Consider the following 16041-nt stretch of genomic DNA (forward strand, 5'->3'; position numbering starts at 1 on the left):
GAAGCCGTCTAATTGCTCTATAGAAAGATGTAGGATGAATGTCATGCAGGGTACACCATGCTCTGTCAGTCAAGCCACTACTACGGCAGTCCTGGATCAGGCAAAGCCATTGTTCGTTACTCAGTTTTTTCTTTGTCATGCGAATCCCCCTTGTAAATGTGATACGTTTACTACACAGTGACTGGAAGAAATGTGAGACGTTTACTACACATAATGTATCATCATGGTGTAGCAGTATAGCATAGCTGAAGTGTAGCTCTATCTTACAAGATCTATTTTATGGCAAAAAGAGACCCCCGTAACTACGGGGGAGTAAAAAGCGCTTACAAGCGTTATCATTTGGATTAAATAATGTACAGATTATAATTTTTCTTCAGAATAAATATAATCGCACCGGATCAGATCCTCGCAAAGCAAGGGGCGATTATCTCTTTGCCCGCAAGAAGTTAAACTTATCGCAATGAAAAGTAACCCTTATATCTGGCAATTAGTATTACTTATTTTTACAAATTGTTCTATCATGATATTATCCTTATAACAAATTTCGAAGGGAGATATGTAACATGGCACAGATAAAAGAAAGCGCACTTGAACTTATTGGTAAGACACCTATTCTTAAACTTAATGGATATAGCAAAAAAGCAGGAGTTACAGATGCAACAATTCTTGCAAAGCTTGAATATTTGAATCCTGCCGGATCAGTAAAGGACAGAATTGCTCTTGCAATGATCGAAGAGGCTGAGAAGAGTGGAAAGCTTAAGCCGGGAGCAACAATTATCGAGCCTACATCAGGTAACACAGGAATCGGCCTTGCAGCTGTAGCTGCAGCAAAGGGATACAAGGCAATTCTTACTCTTCCTGATACCATGAGTGTTGAGAGAAGAAATCTCCTTAAGGCTTACGGTGCTGAGCTGGTACTCACTGAGGGTGCTAAGGGAATGAAGGGAGCTATTGCTAAGGCTGAGGAGCTTGAAAAAGAGATAGAAGGATCTATCATTCTTGGTCAGTTTGTAAACCCTGCTAACCCTGCTGTACATAAGGCAACAACCGGTCCTGAGATCTGGGAGCAGACAGACGGAAAAGTTGATGTATTCATCGCAGGTGTAGGTACAGGTGGAACAATCACAGGTGTTGGCGAATATCTTAAGGAACAGAATCCTGATGTTAAGGTTATTGCTGTTGAACCTGCAACCAGCCCGGTTCTTTCACAGGGAACAGCTGGTGCTCATAAGATTCAGGGTATTGGTGCCGGATTTGTACCTGTTGTTCTTAATACAAAGGTATATGATGAAGTAATTGCTATCGAAAATGATGATGCTTTCGAAGAAGGCAGAAGGTTTGCTTTATCAGAAGGAATACTTGTTGGTATATCTTCAGGTGCTGCACTTAAAGCAGCTACCATCGTAGCACAGAGAGAAGAGTATAAGGGAAAGAATATCGTTGTTCTTCTTCCTGATTCAGGTGACAGATATCTTTCAACACCTCTTTTTGCTAACTAATACTAAAAAATAACAGTACTCGGCATTTATAAAAATTGAAAAACAAACTGGCACTGGCAGCGATAGTCAGGCAGGAAATTCAGAACATGCACTGTGTCAGTTTGGCGGATTTACCGACCGGATAACCGGAGGCTTACTGATTGCACGGAATCATTTGACGTGTTAGTGCTTTGGGAATTAAATGTTTACTATTTATCATTAAAATAGGAGATATTTAATTTCTAAAGCAGAATCAGTGAGCCTCCTTTTATCATTTAGGGACAAGAGAATTTTTATTATATATATTTGGTAAAACGATAATTATGTAGCATTATAGTGTTCTTTGTAGGAGATATGAAAAAATGGCGATTAAGTACAATGGTGTCAGAGAATCCAAGCCAAACCGTGTGAATGACGGATATGGCTCCGGTAAAGAACTGGCAGAAAAATTCAAAGGGGGATGTTTAAAACGCGCTGACAGAAGCTTTTCACAGGGGCTTCAGTGTCAGGAGATCAATGGAATGCAGGCAGTAGTTTCCATAGAGGACTCGGTATTGATAGCTCATGCTCCTCAGGGCTGCACAGGCTGCGTGTCAATGATGGCCGATGGCTATAAGGTAGGTCAGATTCACAGACATGTGGATCATGTTAAGAATCCTAGAATTTTCGTGACTAACCTTGACCAGAAGAGTGTGGTTTTTGGTGGGGAGCAAAGGCTTAGAGATACAGTTAAGAAGGCAGTTGAGAGATATAATCCCAAGCTTGTCTTCATTTTCACCTCCTGCGCTTCAGGTATTATTGGAGATGATATTGATGCGATATCTGAGAGCTTAAGGAGTGAGTATCCGGACCAGGTTATAGTTCCTATACACTGCGAGGGCTTTAAATCAAAGGTATGTGCTTCAGGTTTCGACGCAACTTTTCAGGCTATCAATAAGTACATCCTTAAGGGCGAGAAGGCTGACAGGCAGGAAAATCTTGTCAACCTTTTTGCACCGACTACCATAAGCTATCGCGATCAGCAGGAAATGGAGCGTATGCTCGGACTTCTTGGTCTTGAGGTAAATTATGTTCCTTTTTATTCAAGCTATGAAAAGATAAAGAGAATTCCTCAAGCGGCTGCATCAACTGCAATATGTAAGGTTTTTGCAGATGAATTTATGATAGAACTTGAACAGGATTACGGAATTCCTTTTTCACATACAGTAATGCCGATTGGTCTTAGAAATACAGACAAATGGTTTATGGGAATCGCTAAGCTTGTGGGCAAGGAAGAGGAAGCCCGGAAGATAATAGATGCGGAGCACAAGAGAATAGAGCCTTTAGTTGAACAGATAAGAGAAAAACTAAAGGGCAAGAGGATATTTATCTGCGGTGGTACAGGAAGATCTTTTGCTGCTGCTGCGCTTGTTAGTGATTTTGGTATGGAACTGGTGGGGCTTCAGACGCCAACTTATGATGCTGATGCTCAAATTGACATAGAATACCTTAATGAAAGGCAAAAAGATTACGTTGTTGATATAGCCAACATGGAACCCTTCGAACAAGCTAATATGCTGCGTAAGCTCAAGCCTGACTGCTTCCTTGGCGTACCCACCAGTGCACATAAACTTGGTATTCCAACAACTCATGTACTTGATGGCAAACGTCCTACTCTTGGCTATGACGGACTGATCTATCTTGGAAATAAGATGATCGATCAGCTGTCAAATCCCGGATTCAACAGGAATCTTGCAGCACATACCAAGCTTCCCTACAAGGATAGCTGGTATGAACAGGATGCATTTAAGTTTATAACAGCAAATTGACTTAAGAAAATCGAGGAGGATTGATTATATATGTCATCAATAGTACAGAATCCAAGAGGGGGATGCGTACTGTCAGGAATAAGCGCAACTCTTGGAGCTATGAAAGGTTTTTGCCCGGTGTTCCATGCGGGACCCGGTTGCACAATGCAGACGTCGGCGGCGACCACGGCTGCAAATGAGCTTGGCGGAGTTATGGTACCCTGCTCAAACATGCTTGAGAAGGAAGTTGTTTTTGGCGGAATAGAAAAGCTTAGAACCACAGTTGCCGGGGCACTGGAGGTAATGGATGCAGAGATTTTTGTGATATTAAATGGCTGTACCTCAGGTGTTATCGGTGATGATGTGGAAAGCGTCGCTAATGAGTTCCGTGAAAAGGGAGAAAAGGTATATGCGATTGATACTCCCGGATTTCAGGGAAACACAGAGCTTGGTTATGAGGTAACCTGGAATAATCTGATCACGCAGGTTATAGAGAAGAGAGAAAGAAATGAAAAGCTTGTAAATCTCTTTGGATTAATTCCCGGACTTGATAAGTTTTACAGGGGGAATCTGGAGGAGCTCTCAAGAATTCTTAGAAGACTTGGACTGGAAGTAAATAACTTTTTTGTGGATGGACAGGGCGTTGAAAATGTTTTATCCAGTTCAGGCGCAGCCCTGAATATCATAGTTCATCCCTGGTTATTTGAAGGACCCGCTAAGAAATATGAAGAAAAATTCGGGGTTCCGTACATTAGAGTTGCAGGACTTCCAATAGGTGATACAGATACAACTGCATTTGTAAGGCAGGTAGCAGAAGCTCTTAATCTTGATAAGAAGCTTGTGGATGAAGTTATAGCAGATGAACAGGATTATCTTTACAGATATCTTGAGCATGGAACGGGAATTCTTGGATGGAAGAGACTTGCTGTAGTCGGTGACTCAAATTCGGTTATAGGTATGACAAGATACCTTTCAAACGATTATAGCCTCATTCCTAAGCTTGCTATTGTAACAGAACCTCTCTTCAGGGATTCTGACAAAGAGAGAATAACTGAGAGATTATCATCTCTTACCTATTGTGACGCTCCGGATATTCACTTTATATCTGATCAGTTTGATATAGATGGCGTTATCAGAAGCGGTAAGTACGATGATGTAACACTCTTCCTTGGAAGCTCTAATGACAGAGAAGCTGCTTCATATCTGGATACTATGTTTTATGAAGTGACTTTCCCTATTACAGGAAGATTTATTTTTAATAAAACTGTTGCAGGTTATAGAGGTGCACTGTCGCTGATCGAAGATCTGTTCAGTAATTTGTGATAACTGAAGACTGCGATATAACATAACTAATTCTTATAGCAAGGGATAATCATTAGATAATTGTTAAGATAATAGAATAATAGTATGTTATGTACAACAAAAAAATGTTGTGCATAACTGACCAGACAACTGGAGGTTAATGGATTTGCTAACATTGGGCAAAACTGTTGACCTCCTTTTGCATGTAAACAAACAATTTGGAGGAGAAAGACTATGAAAAGAAAACTACTATCTATCGCACTTACACTTAGCATTTTGGGAACAGCAATCACAGGCTGCGGAAAGGCAAGCGCAGCAGGAGGATCTGAGAGCGGAGTAAAGAAAATAGTAGTCGGTGCAGTAAGCACGGCTGACAAGTTTGGAACAGTTGAAGAAGATGGTACATTCGATGGCTATGAGGTTGCTTTGCTCAAAGCAGTAGATGAAAAACTCGAAGATTATGAATTTGATATTCAGCCATCTGATTTCAATAATATTCTGATCGGCCTTGATACAGGCAAGATTGATCTGGGAACCCATATGTTTGAATACAATGACGAGCGTGCCGAGAAATATTATTTTGCTAATCAGGGATACATAAATTTCAGTACCAACTTTATCATTCCAGTTGATAGTGAGAATACTACATGGGAAAGTCTTGTCGGCAAGATTTTTGGAGGAATAAGCGAGACAGATAACAGCTCACTTATCGTTAAGAAATATAACGAAGAACATCCTGATAAGGCTCTTGAGCTTGATTACTATGGCAGTATTGGTACAGAGGCGGTTTTACAGTCACTTATTGAAGGAAGATGGGATGCGATTCCCGGAATCTGGTGGGTTGCAGATCAGTATAACGAAGAATATGGAAACGGTAAGGATATTGTTAAGAAGGGCGATACTATCGGAACATCCCTTGCATACTATCTCTATCCAAAGAATGAAGATCATGAAAAGCTTCGTGATGATGTAGATAAGGCACTTGAAGAACTTAGAGCTGACGGAACAATGAAGAGCCTTTCAGAACAGTACTTTGGATTTGATATTACACCTGAAGAAAATGTGACACCACAGTAAGGATGAAGAGACTATGAACTTTTTTAGCTGGGAAAGATTTATTGAAGCATGGACATGGATAATTCCATATATTCCTATTACTTTAAAATTTGTCATCGTATGTGTTCTTGCTTCAACCATTTTTGCAATAGTTATTGCGGCAGTGAGGATAAAGAACATTCCTATTGCAAGGAATATATTAGGTTTATATGTCTCTTATATGAGGGGAACTCCATTTCTTGTGCAGCTGATGGTCGTGTATTACGGAGTACCGGTAATTGTTAACTCCTTGTTCGGGGTAAACATTTCCAGATGGGATGGATTCATTTTTGCAGAAATAGCGATGGTTATGAATGAAGCTGCATTTCTTGGAGAGACAATAAGAGGTGCGATACTTGCAGTTCCAACGACGCAGACTGAAGCCGGGTATTCCATAGGAATGACAGGAATACAGACCTTTTTCAGAATAGTGCTTCCGCAGGCGGTTAAGACACTTATTCCTGCATATAGCACTACTCTGGTGGGAATACTCCAGAGCTCATCCATGTTATACACAATCGGTGTTATCGAGATAGTAGCCAGAGCAAGGACAATAGGAGCAAAGACCTCACATATGTTTGAGGGATATGCAGTATGCGGAATCATTTATATTGTTTTCAGTCTGCTGATTAAATTTGCCTCAGGAAAACTTGAGAAACGAATGAACTACGGAAGAGGGGTAAATGCGGTATGACGTTTAATGTGGATTATTTTTGGGAGAGCATAAGATATGGTATAAAATACATCCCATTCACGCTGCAGTTTTCTGTAATTGTTTTTGTACTTTCAGTCCTTTTTGGTCTAATCATAGCCACAATCAGATTCTATAAGGTGCCTGTATTATCGCAGTTTTTTTCAGGATTTATTACTCTCTATTTGGGAGTACCACTGATACTTGCCATAAACATTTATTATGTTCTGTACGCAACATATTACAACGACATAGCGGGTATTCTGGGGACAGGAAAAACAATACGAGATGCGAATTTTACATCCGTCGCATATTTTACTCTCATCCTTAGTTATTCATGTATGATCTCGGAAACCTTCAGAGGTGCATACAGAACGATAGATAAAACTCAGTTTGAAGCAGGGTATGCTATTGGACTGACAAAGCTTGGAACCTTGCGGAGAATAATCTTTCCGCAGGTTGTTCCGGCGGTGCTTCCTTCAATGGTCAACTGGCTTGTAGGAACAATAAAAGGAACAAGCTTTGTGTCGATCATTGGTTTATATGAGGTTATGAATGGAGCACTTATTCCCTGTATCAATACCTACAGTTACGTAGAAGGATATGTGGCAGCGGCACTTATATATTGGGGGATAGTAGTTATAATAGAGCAAGTTGGGAAACTTGTAGAAAAAAGAAGTGCCAGGTTTAGGAGGCAGACTGTATGATAGAGCTTAATCATGTTAAGAAATCTTTTGGAAAGCTCGATGTTCTAAGGGATGTATCGATAAATGTTAATGACGGGGAAGTTGTAGTAATCCTTGGACCAAGCGGTTCGGGGAAAACAACTCTTTTGCGCTGTATTAATTTCTTGGAAAAAGCTGATGAGGGAACCATGAAGATGGGGGATAAATTCCTTGAACTTAAGAAGGCGAAAAAGGGTGAAATATTGGACATCAGAAGAAGAACAGCTTTCGTTTTTCAAAATTACGGACTTTTTGCCCATATGACAGCTTTGCAGAATGTTATGGAAGGTCTCGTCACAGTTCAGAAAAAGTCCAAGGCTGAGGCAAGGAAACTGGCAGAAGAGGCACTTAACTGGGTAGGCGTGCTTGATAAAAAGGATAGTTATCCCTCCCAGTTATCCGGCGGACAGCAGCAAAGAGTGGGAATCGCAAGAGCGGTGGCTCTTAAGCCTGACGTGATCTTGTTCGATGAGCCCACATCCGCGCTTGATCCTGAACTTGTGGTTGAAACCCTTGACGTTATTAAAAAGGTTGCGAAAATGGGGATCACCATGGTGGTTGTGACACATGAGATGTCCTTTGCTGAGGATGTTGCTGACCGCGTCATCTTCATGGATGGAGGAGTGGTTGTAGAAGAGGGCAAACCAAGCGAGATATTCTACAAGCCCAAGGAAGAGCGCACGAGGCAATTCCTGTCAAGGATCATACCTCAGGATGCTTATGTGATTTAAGCTGAAGATTACCTGATTTTTGGTAGATCAGTATGCAAGACAGCACACTGGTAAAATAGGACTAACCATGCCACGCCTTTTAGGATGCTTAGAAGTGGCTGATTAGTCCTTTTTTCAGGAATACTTCGTTTAGGATGAATAAAATTGCCTTTTTTTGACGATTAAAGCTTATTCATCCCTATCACAGATTCTCAAAAATACTTGTTCTCTGGTTCAGTGTTTCAGTAACTTTATTATTCTCGCTCATGGCATTGTCTATACCCTGGATCTCACCTACAATCTCAGTTGAGTTGGTAGCAGAGAGGCCGATGGCTTCTGAGCTTTGCTTTACGGATTCTGTGATGGAACCGACAGAATCAGCCATCTTATCCATGATGATATTCAGGTTGTCAGCCTTGCTGGTGAATTTCTCAAGCATCTCATCCATTAGGATAGCAGCCTGCTCATATTTATCGCCGGTTTCTACGAAAGAGTCATAGTCTGCAATAACTGTATTGTTGATGAAATCAATGACTTCAAGTGCGTTGTCTGACAGACTCTTAACTGCATTTGTTACTTCATTGCTGATAACCTGGATGTTACCTGCCGTCTGTCTGCTGTTTTCAGCAAGAGAACTGATTTCGCCTGCTACAACAGCAAAGCCTTTTCCTGCTTCACCCGCTCTTGCTGCTTCAATGGAAGCATTAAGAGCAAGAAGATTTGTCTGTGAAGCGATGTCCAGAATAACATTTGTAAGTTCGTTTATCTGTGAAACCTTTTCACTGTTCTTTACAGACTCCTGTAGTACATTGCCAAGTTCAGAGATCTTGCTGCCTGTGTTTTCCTTCTTCTGTGCAGCTGTAGCCTTGATCGCATCAGCTTCGTTTCTGATACCAATGGCTGTTTGTGCACCCGCTGAGGCTTCGTGTCTTATCTCATCAGCTGCATCTTTAACTTCTTCAAGTCGGCCGTTGATCTGATCTGCTGTAGTTGCAACTGTATCCATGCTGGCTGATAATTCCTCAAGAGCAGCAGAAGTGTTTGTGATATTGTCGCTTGCTCTCTGAATCTTATCTGTCATTTCGTCAGATGAAGTTCTTAGTACAACGGTGCCATCCTTTACGTCACGTATGATCACCTGAAGGGTTTCTATAAACTGGTTGATACCCATGATAATGGACTGCAGCTCTGTTTTTGAGGCGGTTTTGATACGTACTGTAAGATCACCTTTTCCTGCATTTATATTATCAATGATTGATGTTACTTCAGAAGAAATAGCACTTATCTTATTGCTGATTCTTACAATACCAAGGCCAAGGTTTACGAGAATGCACAATACAATAATGATCATACCTATATATGCATTTGTTTTTGCTGAGTCTAATCTTAATTGAAGAAAAGCATTCATTCCATCAGAGAGGCTTTTGATGGTTGCTTCGGCCGTATCAAAGGATGCATTCATAGCGTTCATGTTGGTATAATAAGTTGAAGACAGAATGCCAAATACAGTATTCATATCCTTGGCTTTACAACCCGCTGCGATTTTATCGGCATCAGCAAGATATGTATCCAGTGCAGTGGAGAGCTCGTTAAAAATCTGATCACCGTTTTGACCCTGAGTTACAAGAAGGCTGGTACTAAGGTAATTTAGCGCATCAGGGATCTGTGCCCTGGCAGCGTCTATATCACTTAGATACCCCTGTATTGTAGCTTCGTCAACGCTATCGATAGTCGAGGCTCCGATAAGAGCGCTGAGTCTGCCGTCGATAAGTAGAGTTGCCTGTTTTATTTTTGCTTCGGCTATAAGAGTTTCTGCTTCACCCTGGCTGGCAGTGACAGCAATTTCCTTCATTCCTATTAAGCTGTTAATAAGAACAATTGTAACTATAACAAATGCCAGGAGTATAACCAGATTTACAGATAAATTTTGGAACACAATTGATTGGAAAATATTTCCTTTTTTTAAGCTATTTTCCTGTTTTGAGTTTTGTTCGATTGCCATTTTTCTTGCCTCCTCAAGTTGAATAACAAAGATTAATCATTCCTTAATATTACTATTTAAAAGTGACATAGTAAGCATATTTTATGCATATTAAGTGCTTATATAATTATTATATCAATCAGCCCAACAGCAGCTATTAAATGATTCTAAAAACTTCATTAATTGTTACTGTTCACACCTTACGGTGCTCACAGCAACTGGATTTGCCCATTCCAGTTGCCTTCGGCAAAGGGGCAAATCCTATATTCAAGACGTAGAACATTCTCACGCTCAGCGCAGCAAGTGCGCAGAGCTGTCTGAACAGTAACCATTAATTTCTTTAATAAGAAATCACTTTCCTACTTGTTTTATTGCGACATGAATAATAAAATTTGTAGAGATAAAAAATAAGGAATGGGAGAGTAACATGGCACAGAGAACAGATATTCACAAGGTACTGATAATCGGCTCAGGTCCTATTGTCATCGGACAGGCCTGCGAATTTGACTATTCGGGGACTCAGGCATGCAAAGCCCTGAGGAGCCTTGGATATGAAATAGTTTTGGTTAATTCCAATCCCGCAACCATCATGACTGATCCGGAGATGGCTGACAGGACTTATATTGAACCCTTAAATGTGGACCGCGTTGCGGCTGTAATTGAAAAAGAAAGACCAGATGCCCTTTTGCCTAATTTAGGTGGACAATCTGGTCTTAATTTGTGTTCTGAGCTTTATAAGGCGGGTGTTCTGGATAAGTATAACGTCAAGGTTATAGGTGTTCAGGTAGATGCCATTGAGCGAGGAGAGGACAGAACAGAGTTCAAGAAAACCATGGATATGCTGGGCATAGAGATGGCAAGATCCAAGGCTTGCTACAGCATAGAAGAGGCTTTGGCTGAGGCAGATGAACTTGGCTACCCTGTGGTACTCAGACCTGCTTATACCATGGGCGGAGCAGGTGGCGGCCTTGTTTACAATAAGGAGGAGCTGCAGACGGTTTGCGCAAGAGGTCTTGCAGCGTCAATCATCCATCAGGTTCTTGTTGAGGAATCAATCCTTGGCTGGGAGGAGCTTGAGCTTGAAGTAGTAAGAGATAAAGACAATAACATGATCACAGTCTGCTTTATCGAGAATGTGGATCCTGTCGGAGTTCACACGGGTGATTCCTTCTGTACGGCGCCTATGCTCACTATAGATGAGGAGCTTCAGAAGGAGCTTCAGCGTCAGGCATATAAGATTGTTGAGCACATCGGAGTAATCGGAGGCACGAACGTTCAGTTTGCACATGATCCCAAGACGGGAAGAATTGTTGTAATTGAGATAAATCCCAGAACATCAAGATCTTCTGCACTTGCAAGTAAGGCAACAGGATTCCCCATTGCTCTTGTTTCAGCAAAGCTTGCTACAGGTCTTACCTTATCAGAACTTCCTGATTCCAAGTTTGGAACTCTCGATAAATATGTACCAAACGGGGACTATGTGGTTGTCAAGTTTGCACGCTGGGCCTTTGAGAAATTCCACGGAGTTGAGGATAAGCTTGGCACCCAGATGAGAGCTGTCGGTGAAGTAATGTCCATCGGAAAGAATTTCAAGGAAGCTTTTCAGAAGGCTATCAGATCCCTTGAAAAGGGCAGATATGGACTTGGCAATGTGAAAAAATATGAGGAGATGGATAAGGATGAACTTCTTCATCTTTTAAAGGATGCTTCTTCCGAGAGATATTTCCTTATATATGAAGCATTCAAGAAGGGTGTTACTGTTGATGAGATCTTCGATATCACTAAGGTTAAGCACTATTTCTTAAATGAAATAAAGGAGCTTGTGGACGAAGAAGCAGCTTTGGTAGAAGCTTTTTCAGGGAAAATACCTTCTAAGGAAGTACTTCTTAAAGCCAAGGAGGACGGCTTTGCAGATATTTATCTTGCAGGACTTCTTGGAGTGTCAGAGGATGATATCAGAAATAAGAGAGAGGAATTCGGCCTTCTCGAAAACTGGGACGGTGTTCACGTATATGGCACGGAAGGCGCAGCATATTACTACTCAACATATAAAAATGGAGTAGAGCTCGAAAATCCCAAGGATATGACAGGCTCTGAGAAGAGAAAGATCATGATCCTCGGCGGCGGTCCCAACAGAATCGGACAGGGAATTGAGTTTGATTACTGCTGCGTACATGCAGCACTTGCCCTCAAGAAACTTGGCTTTGAGACCATAATTGTAAACTGCAATCCTGAAACTGTTTCAACGGATTATGATACATCAGATACACTGTATTTCGAACCTCTTACACTTGAGGATGTTCTTCAGATTTACAGAAAGGAAAAGCCTGTTGGAGTAATTGCTCAGTTTGGCGGACAGACACCTCTTAACCTTGCAGCTAAGCTTAAGGAAGAGGGCGTGAATATTCTTGGAACAACTCCTGAAGTAATTGATCTTGCAGAGGACAGAGATCAGTTCCGTATGATGATGGAGAAGCTTGGAATTCCTATGGCAGAATCCGGAATGGCTTCAAATGTTGATGAAGCAAAGGCAATAGCAGCCAGAATCGGATATCCTGTTATGGTTCGTCCTTCCTTTGTCCTTGGCGGAAGAGGAATGGAAATCGTTCGTGATGAAGAGAGTATGGAAGGTTACATGAGGGCAGCAGTCGGAGTTACACCTGATCGTCCGATTTTGATAGATAGATTCCTTCACAATGCTCTTGAGTGTGAGGCAGATGCCATAAGTGACGGAGAGAGAGCCTTTGTTCCGGCAGTTATGGAGCATATTGAGCTTGCAGGTATTCATTCAGGTGACTCAGCCTGCATCATTCCTTCTAAGCACATCTCTGAGAAGCATTTAAAGACAATTGAGGAATACACCAGAAAGATTGCTGTGGAGATGAATGTTGTGGGACTTATGAACATGCAGTATGCCATTGAAGATGACACTGTATATGTTCTTGAGGCTAATCCCCGCGCATCACGTACAGTTCCGCTTGTATCAAAGGTTTGCAGTATCAGCATGGTGCCTGTTGCAACAGACATCATCACTTCAGAGCTTACGGGACGCCCGTCTCCGGTTCAGGAACTCATTGACTCTAAGAAGGACACAGAGCCTGAGTATTATGGTGTAAAAGAGGCTGTATTCCCCTTCAATATGTTCCCTGAAGTTGATCCTGTTCTCGGACCTGAAATGAGATCAACCGGTGAAGTTCTGGGACTTGCCAAGACTCCCGGCGAAGCCTTCTTTAAGGCAGAGGAGGCAGCAGGTGCAGCACTTCCGCTTGAAGGCGCAGTTCTTATATCCTTAAATAGTGAGGATAAGCCTGAAGCATCAGAGCTTGCAGCTGCATTTTCAAAGGAAGGCTTCAAGATATATGCCACAGGAAAAACCTATGAAAGCATCATTGATGCCGGAATTGATGCAACCAGAATAATGAAGAATTATGAGGGCGGAAGACCCAATGTGGAGGACCTTATCAAGAACGGAGATGTTCAGCTTGTAATAAATACTCCCATAGGAAAAGGCGCAGCCCACGATGATGCTTATCTTCGCCGTGCCGCTATCAAAGCCCGTCTTCCTTATATAACCACAGTTGCCGCTGCCAAGGCTGCTGCTCAGGGAATAAAGGAAGTTAAAAGCGAAGGCCGTGGAAATATCAGATCACTCCAGGAATATCATGGAGCTAACTAAAGTTTTGCAATAGACCGGCGCTGCTCAAGCAAGCTCGACTGGCATGGACCGCACTAAGCTGGCGGGAGATCTTGCTAAATGTTTTGCTTAATCAGTAATAGCCTCGTATCTCTTTACAGAGATAGAGGCTATTTTCTTATGCGATTTTCATTTCTTCAAGTTTATCTAATATTGCTGCAGATAAGCTTCTATGTCCGCTTTCATCCATGTGTTCGTCATCAATTGAGCTTGGACTTGCAAAGTCAGATGCTGCAAGAAACTGATTTCCGCGTCTTTTTGCAATCCTCTCATATTCACGTTTTAGATTAATGCTTGTTTTGACGGAATTCTCATCAAACTCGGGATCCTTTTCCGGAAGATATACTTCATCACCAAGCTTAATTGGAGATACTACAAGAATCTTTTCAGGAGCCACGTATTTTTCAAGTTCATCAAGGCACAGCTCAAGTCCTTTCCCTATGATGTGAGGATTTGCATTAAAAACTTTTTTGCAATCATTTGTGCCGAGCATGATGATAGCTGCATCAAGTGGGTAGTTACTCTCAAGACTTAGCGGCAGTATTTCTGTTCCCTTCCTAAAGGGTCTTAGATGATCGTCAAAAACGGTAGTCCTTCCACATAGTCCATCTTCAATTATTCTCACTTCACTTAGCTTCTCCTGAACAAGGCTGGTCCATCTGATTCCCCAAGGGTATCTCTCTTTAGTTCCGGGAATGAGTCCCCATGTATTTGAATCACCAAATGCAAGTAAATTTGCCATAAGTCACTCCTCATAATCTATGACTTCCACTTTTGTCGGCAAGAAGTCTCAAGTCTGCATCGCTATTTTGTTGCGGAAATTTTATCATCACTAAAATACATTCAAATCATTAAAAAACGACCTTACACATAGATTATGAATGTCTATGGGATATCTGTAAAATATCTAAAACTTTTAGTCACATATAATTACAAGCTATAACCTTTCTATCATTTGAAACAGATCGGGTGAAGTGAATTAGAGTTTGGGGGTATGATGAGTCCTTGTAGAAAGAAGAAGCTTTAGTGACTGATTAAGAAATGACATATTTATATTAAGAATCAGTCTAATAAGATCAACTATATGCTATAGACTTATTACTGACGGAATTATATTTTCGCAGAGGGAGTCTATGAAAAACAAGTACGCGAATAGACTGAAAGGCAGGCAGAAGGAAGATCCGCAGAGGGAGTCTATGAAGAATAAGTACGCGAATAGACTGAAAGGCAGGCAGAAGGAAGATCCCGCAGAGGGAGTCTATAAAGAACAAGTACGCGAATAGACTGAAAGGCAGGCAGAAGGAAGATCCCGCAGAGGGAGTCTATAAAGAATAAGCAGGTGATTAGACTGCATGGCGTGTAAAGCAGAAAACATTATTTAGGGATTTATATTTTCTATTCGTATCTGAGGTACTTTCACAACACTTAGCCATTTAATTACCCAATTATAAATAGCTATGCGTTATAATCTAATTAATGAATGAATCGCGAGAAATCCGGAGAAACAGGGCAAAGTTGTGTATCATCGGTAAGAAGAAATATAGTGTTGAAGCTATCATGTAAAGATGTCTTACTGCTTGGTATTTTACCTTTAATATTACATAATTTATCTAGACAAAGGTATGAGGAAAACGAGAATACAGGGGAACAAATGAAAATTGATATTCAAAAGATAATAAATGGTGAAGAGAGCCTTACCATACGCTATAAAGAGCCTAACCCCATTGTAAGCCGGATTATTGAAATACTCGGAAGGGAAGATAGCAGATTGTGGGGGAGAACGGATCTTGGAAGCGAGAGCGTTAAGCTATCGGATGTGCTGTACCTTGAGACGGTAGATGATAAGGTTTTTGCATATACCATGGATAAGGTTATAAAAATTGATGGTTCTTTGTATTCATTTTTGAATAGCGTAACGGACGATAACTTTTTCAGGTGCAGTAAGTCTATGGTAATCAATATTGCAAAGGTCAAAGCTCTTAAAAGTATGTCATCAAACCGTATTGATGCAATTATGGAGGGCGGCGAGCATATTTTGATATCAAGGCGATATGCTGTAGAGTTTCGAAGAATACTTAAGGGGGACAGATAAATGAAAGATAAAAACAGAGTTACCCTGTGGGAGCTTTATCTTACAAAAGAGATTGGTATTGAATTCAAGGCGTGTCTGTATTTCTTTGCGATACTGTTTTTCTATTGTGTATATCGTATGATCGGTGGAAGTTTCGTTGCGGATATTCTCCATATGACGGAGATGATTTTTACCTGCTACATCATAGGATATTTGCAGGTTTATATGCTATGGAATTTTGATGAAGCTGATGAATTTGGCGCTAAAGTCTGCATAGGAACGGCAATTTGTACGGCCATTTATTGCATTACTTCATACCTGTTTTCATGGTTTGACAAAAGCCTTCTGGTTACAGCATTATTTGCCGCCTACATTATCATAGTGTATTTGTGCGTCTTCCTGATTTATAAATCCAAGAGAACAATCGATGATAAACGCCTGAACGAGGATCTTCGCCTTTTCCAGTCGGAGCACAAAAACAAATAATAGCGGTATATTTATGCTCCG

The 16041-nt window shown here is 41.1% G+C and carries 14 protein-coding genes; 11 read left to right on the plus strand and 3 right to left on the minus strand.

Going from position 1 to position 16041, the window contains the following annotated elements; genetic code table 11:
- The coding region (gene tnpA, locus T501_RS22915; protein ID WP_442856373.1) for an IS66 family insertion sequence element accessory protein TnpA at positions 1 to 139 on the minus strand (139 nt) is incomplete at its 3' end.
- 424 nt (positions 140 to 563) lie between these two features.
- Here tnpA and cysK point away from each other — a divergent pair.
- The 7 genes from cysK to T501_RS13030 all read left to right on the plus strand — a co-directional run bounded on the left by cysK (position 564) and on the right by T501_RS13030 (position 7809).
- Positions 564 to 1499 carry a cysteine synthase A gene (gene cysK, locus T501_RS13000; protein ID WP_026512166.1) on the plus strand — a complete coding sequence of 312 codons (936 nt, stop codon included), beginning with the start codon at positions 564 to 566 and terminating at the stop codon, positions 1497 to 1499.
- A gap of 341 nt (positions 1500 to 1840) precedes the next feature.
- On the plus strand, positions 1841 to 3286 hold the full coding sequence (locus T501_RS13005; RefSeq protein ID WP_050008305.1) for a nitrogenase component 1: 1446 nt from the start codon (positions 1841 to 1843) through the stop codon (positions 3284 to 3286).
- A gap of 30 nt (positions 3287 to 3316) precedes the next feature.
- On the plus strand, positions 3317 to 4588 hold the full coding sequence (locus tag T501_RS13010) for a nitrogenase component 1 (RefSeq protein ID WP_044915261.1): 1272 nt from the start codon (positions 3317 to 3319) through the stop codon (positions 4586 to 4588).
- A gap of 213 nt (positions 4589 to 4801) precedes the next feature.
- On the plus strand, positions 4802 to 5644 hold the full coding sequence (locus T501_RS13015) for a transporter substrate-binding domain-containing protein (RefSeq protein WP_044915263.1): 843 nt from the start codon (positions 4802 to 4804) through the stop codon (positions 5642 to 5644).
- A gap of 13 nt (positions 5645 to 5657) precedes the next feature.
- The gene (locus T501_RS13020) at positions 5658 to 6356 is read left to right on the plus strand and encodes an amino acid ABC transporter permease (RefSeq protein ID WP_044915264.1); all 699 of its coding nucleotides are present in this window, start codon (positions 5658 to 5660) and stop codon (positions 6354 to 6356) included.
- Positions 6353 to 7060, plus strand: a complete 708-nt coding sequence (locus tag T501_RS13025; protein WP_044915265.1) for an amino acid ABC transporter permease — start codon at positions 6353 to 6355, stop codon at positions 7058 to 7060. Before T501_RS13020 ends, T501_RS13025 begins: the two co-directional genes overlap by 4 nt.
- Positions 7057 to 7809 (plus strand): amino acid ABC transporter ATP-binding protein, encoded by a 753-nt coding sequence (locus tag T501_RS13030; protein WP_044915266.1) that lies wholly within the window; start codon positions 7057 to 7059, stop codon positions 7807 to 7809. Before T501_RS13025 ends, T501_RS13030 begins: the two co-directional genes overlap by 4 nt.
- Before the next feature lie 181 nt (positions 7810 to 7990).
- Here the strand turns inward: T501_RS13030 and T501_RS13035 are convergent, their stop codons facing one another.
- Positions 7991 to 9790, minus strand: coding sequence for a methyl-accepting chemotaxis protein (locus T501_RS13035; protein ID WP_044915267.1), 1800 nt, complete (start codon positions 9788 to 9790; stop codon positions 7991 to 7993).
- Between the two features lie 406 nt (positions 9791 to 10196).
- Here T501_RS13035 and carB point away from each other — a divergent pair, with 406 nt between their 5' ends.
- Positions 10197 to 13445 (plus strand): carbamoyl-phosphate synthase large subunit, encoded by a 3249-nt coding sequence (gene carB / locus T501_RS13040; protein WP_044915268.1) that lies wholly within the window; start codon positions 10197 to 10199, stop codon positions 13443 to 13445.
- Between the two features lie 136 nt (positions 13446 to 13581).
- On the opposite strand, the gene T501_RS13045 is transcribed toward carB, so the two are convergent.
- Positions 13582 to 14205 (minus strand): GDSL-type esterase/lipase family protein, encoded by a 624-nt coding sequence (locus tag T501_RS13045; protein WP_026512154.1) that lies wholly within the window; start codon positions 14203 to 14205, stop codon positions 13582 to 13584.
- Positions 14206 to 14596: 391 nt separating this feature from the next.
- Between T501_RS13045 and T501_RS21355 the strand changes: the two genes are divergently transcribed.
- From T501_RS21355 to T501_RS13055, 3 genes are all read left to right on the plus strand, one after another.
- Positions 14597 to 14746 (plus strand): hypothetical protein, encoded by a 150-nt coding sequence (locus T501_RS21355; protein WP_155994858.1) that lies wholly within the window; start codon positions 14597 to 14599, stop codon positions 14744 to 14746.
- Positions 14747 to 15114: 368 nt separating this feature from the next.
- Positions 15115 to 15555 (plus strand): LytTR family DNA-binding domain-containing protein, encoded by a 441-nt coding sequence (locus T501_RS13050; protein ID WP_044915269.1) that lies wholly within the window; start codon positions 15115 to 15117, stop codon positions 15553 to 15555.
- Positions 15556 to 16020, plus strand: coding sequence for a DUF3021 family protein (locus T501_RS13055; RefSeq protein ID WP_026512152.1), 465 nt, complete (start codon positions 15556 to 15558; stop codon positions 16018 to 16020). It begins immediately after the preceding gene.
- The last annotated feature ends 21 nt before the right edge of the window (positions 16021 to 16041 follow it).

The organism is Butyrivibrio sp. WCE2006, from assembly GCF_000701985.1.
In the GTDB taxonomy this organism is placed as follows: domain Bacteria; phylum Bacillota; class Clostridia; order Lachnospirales; family Lachnospiraceae; genus Butyrivibrio.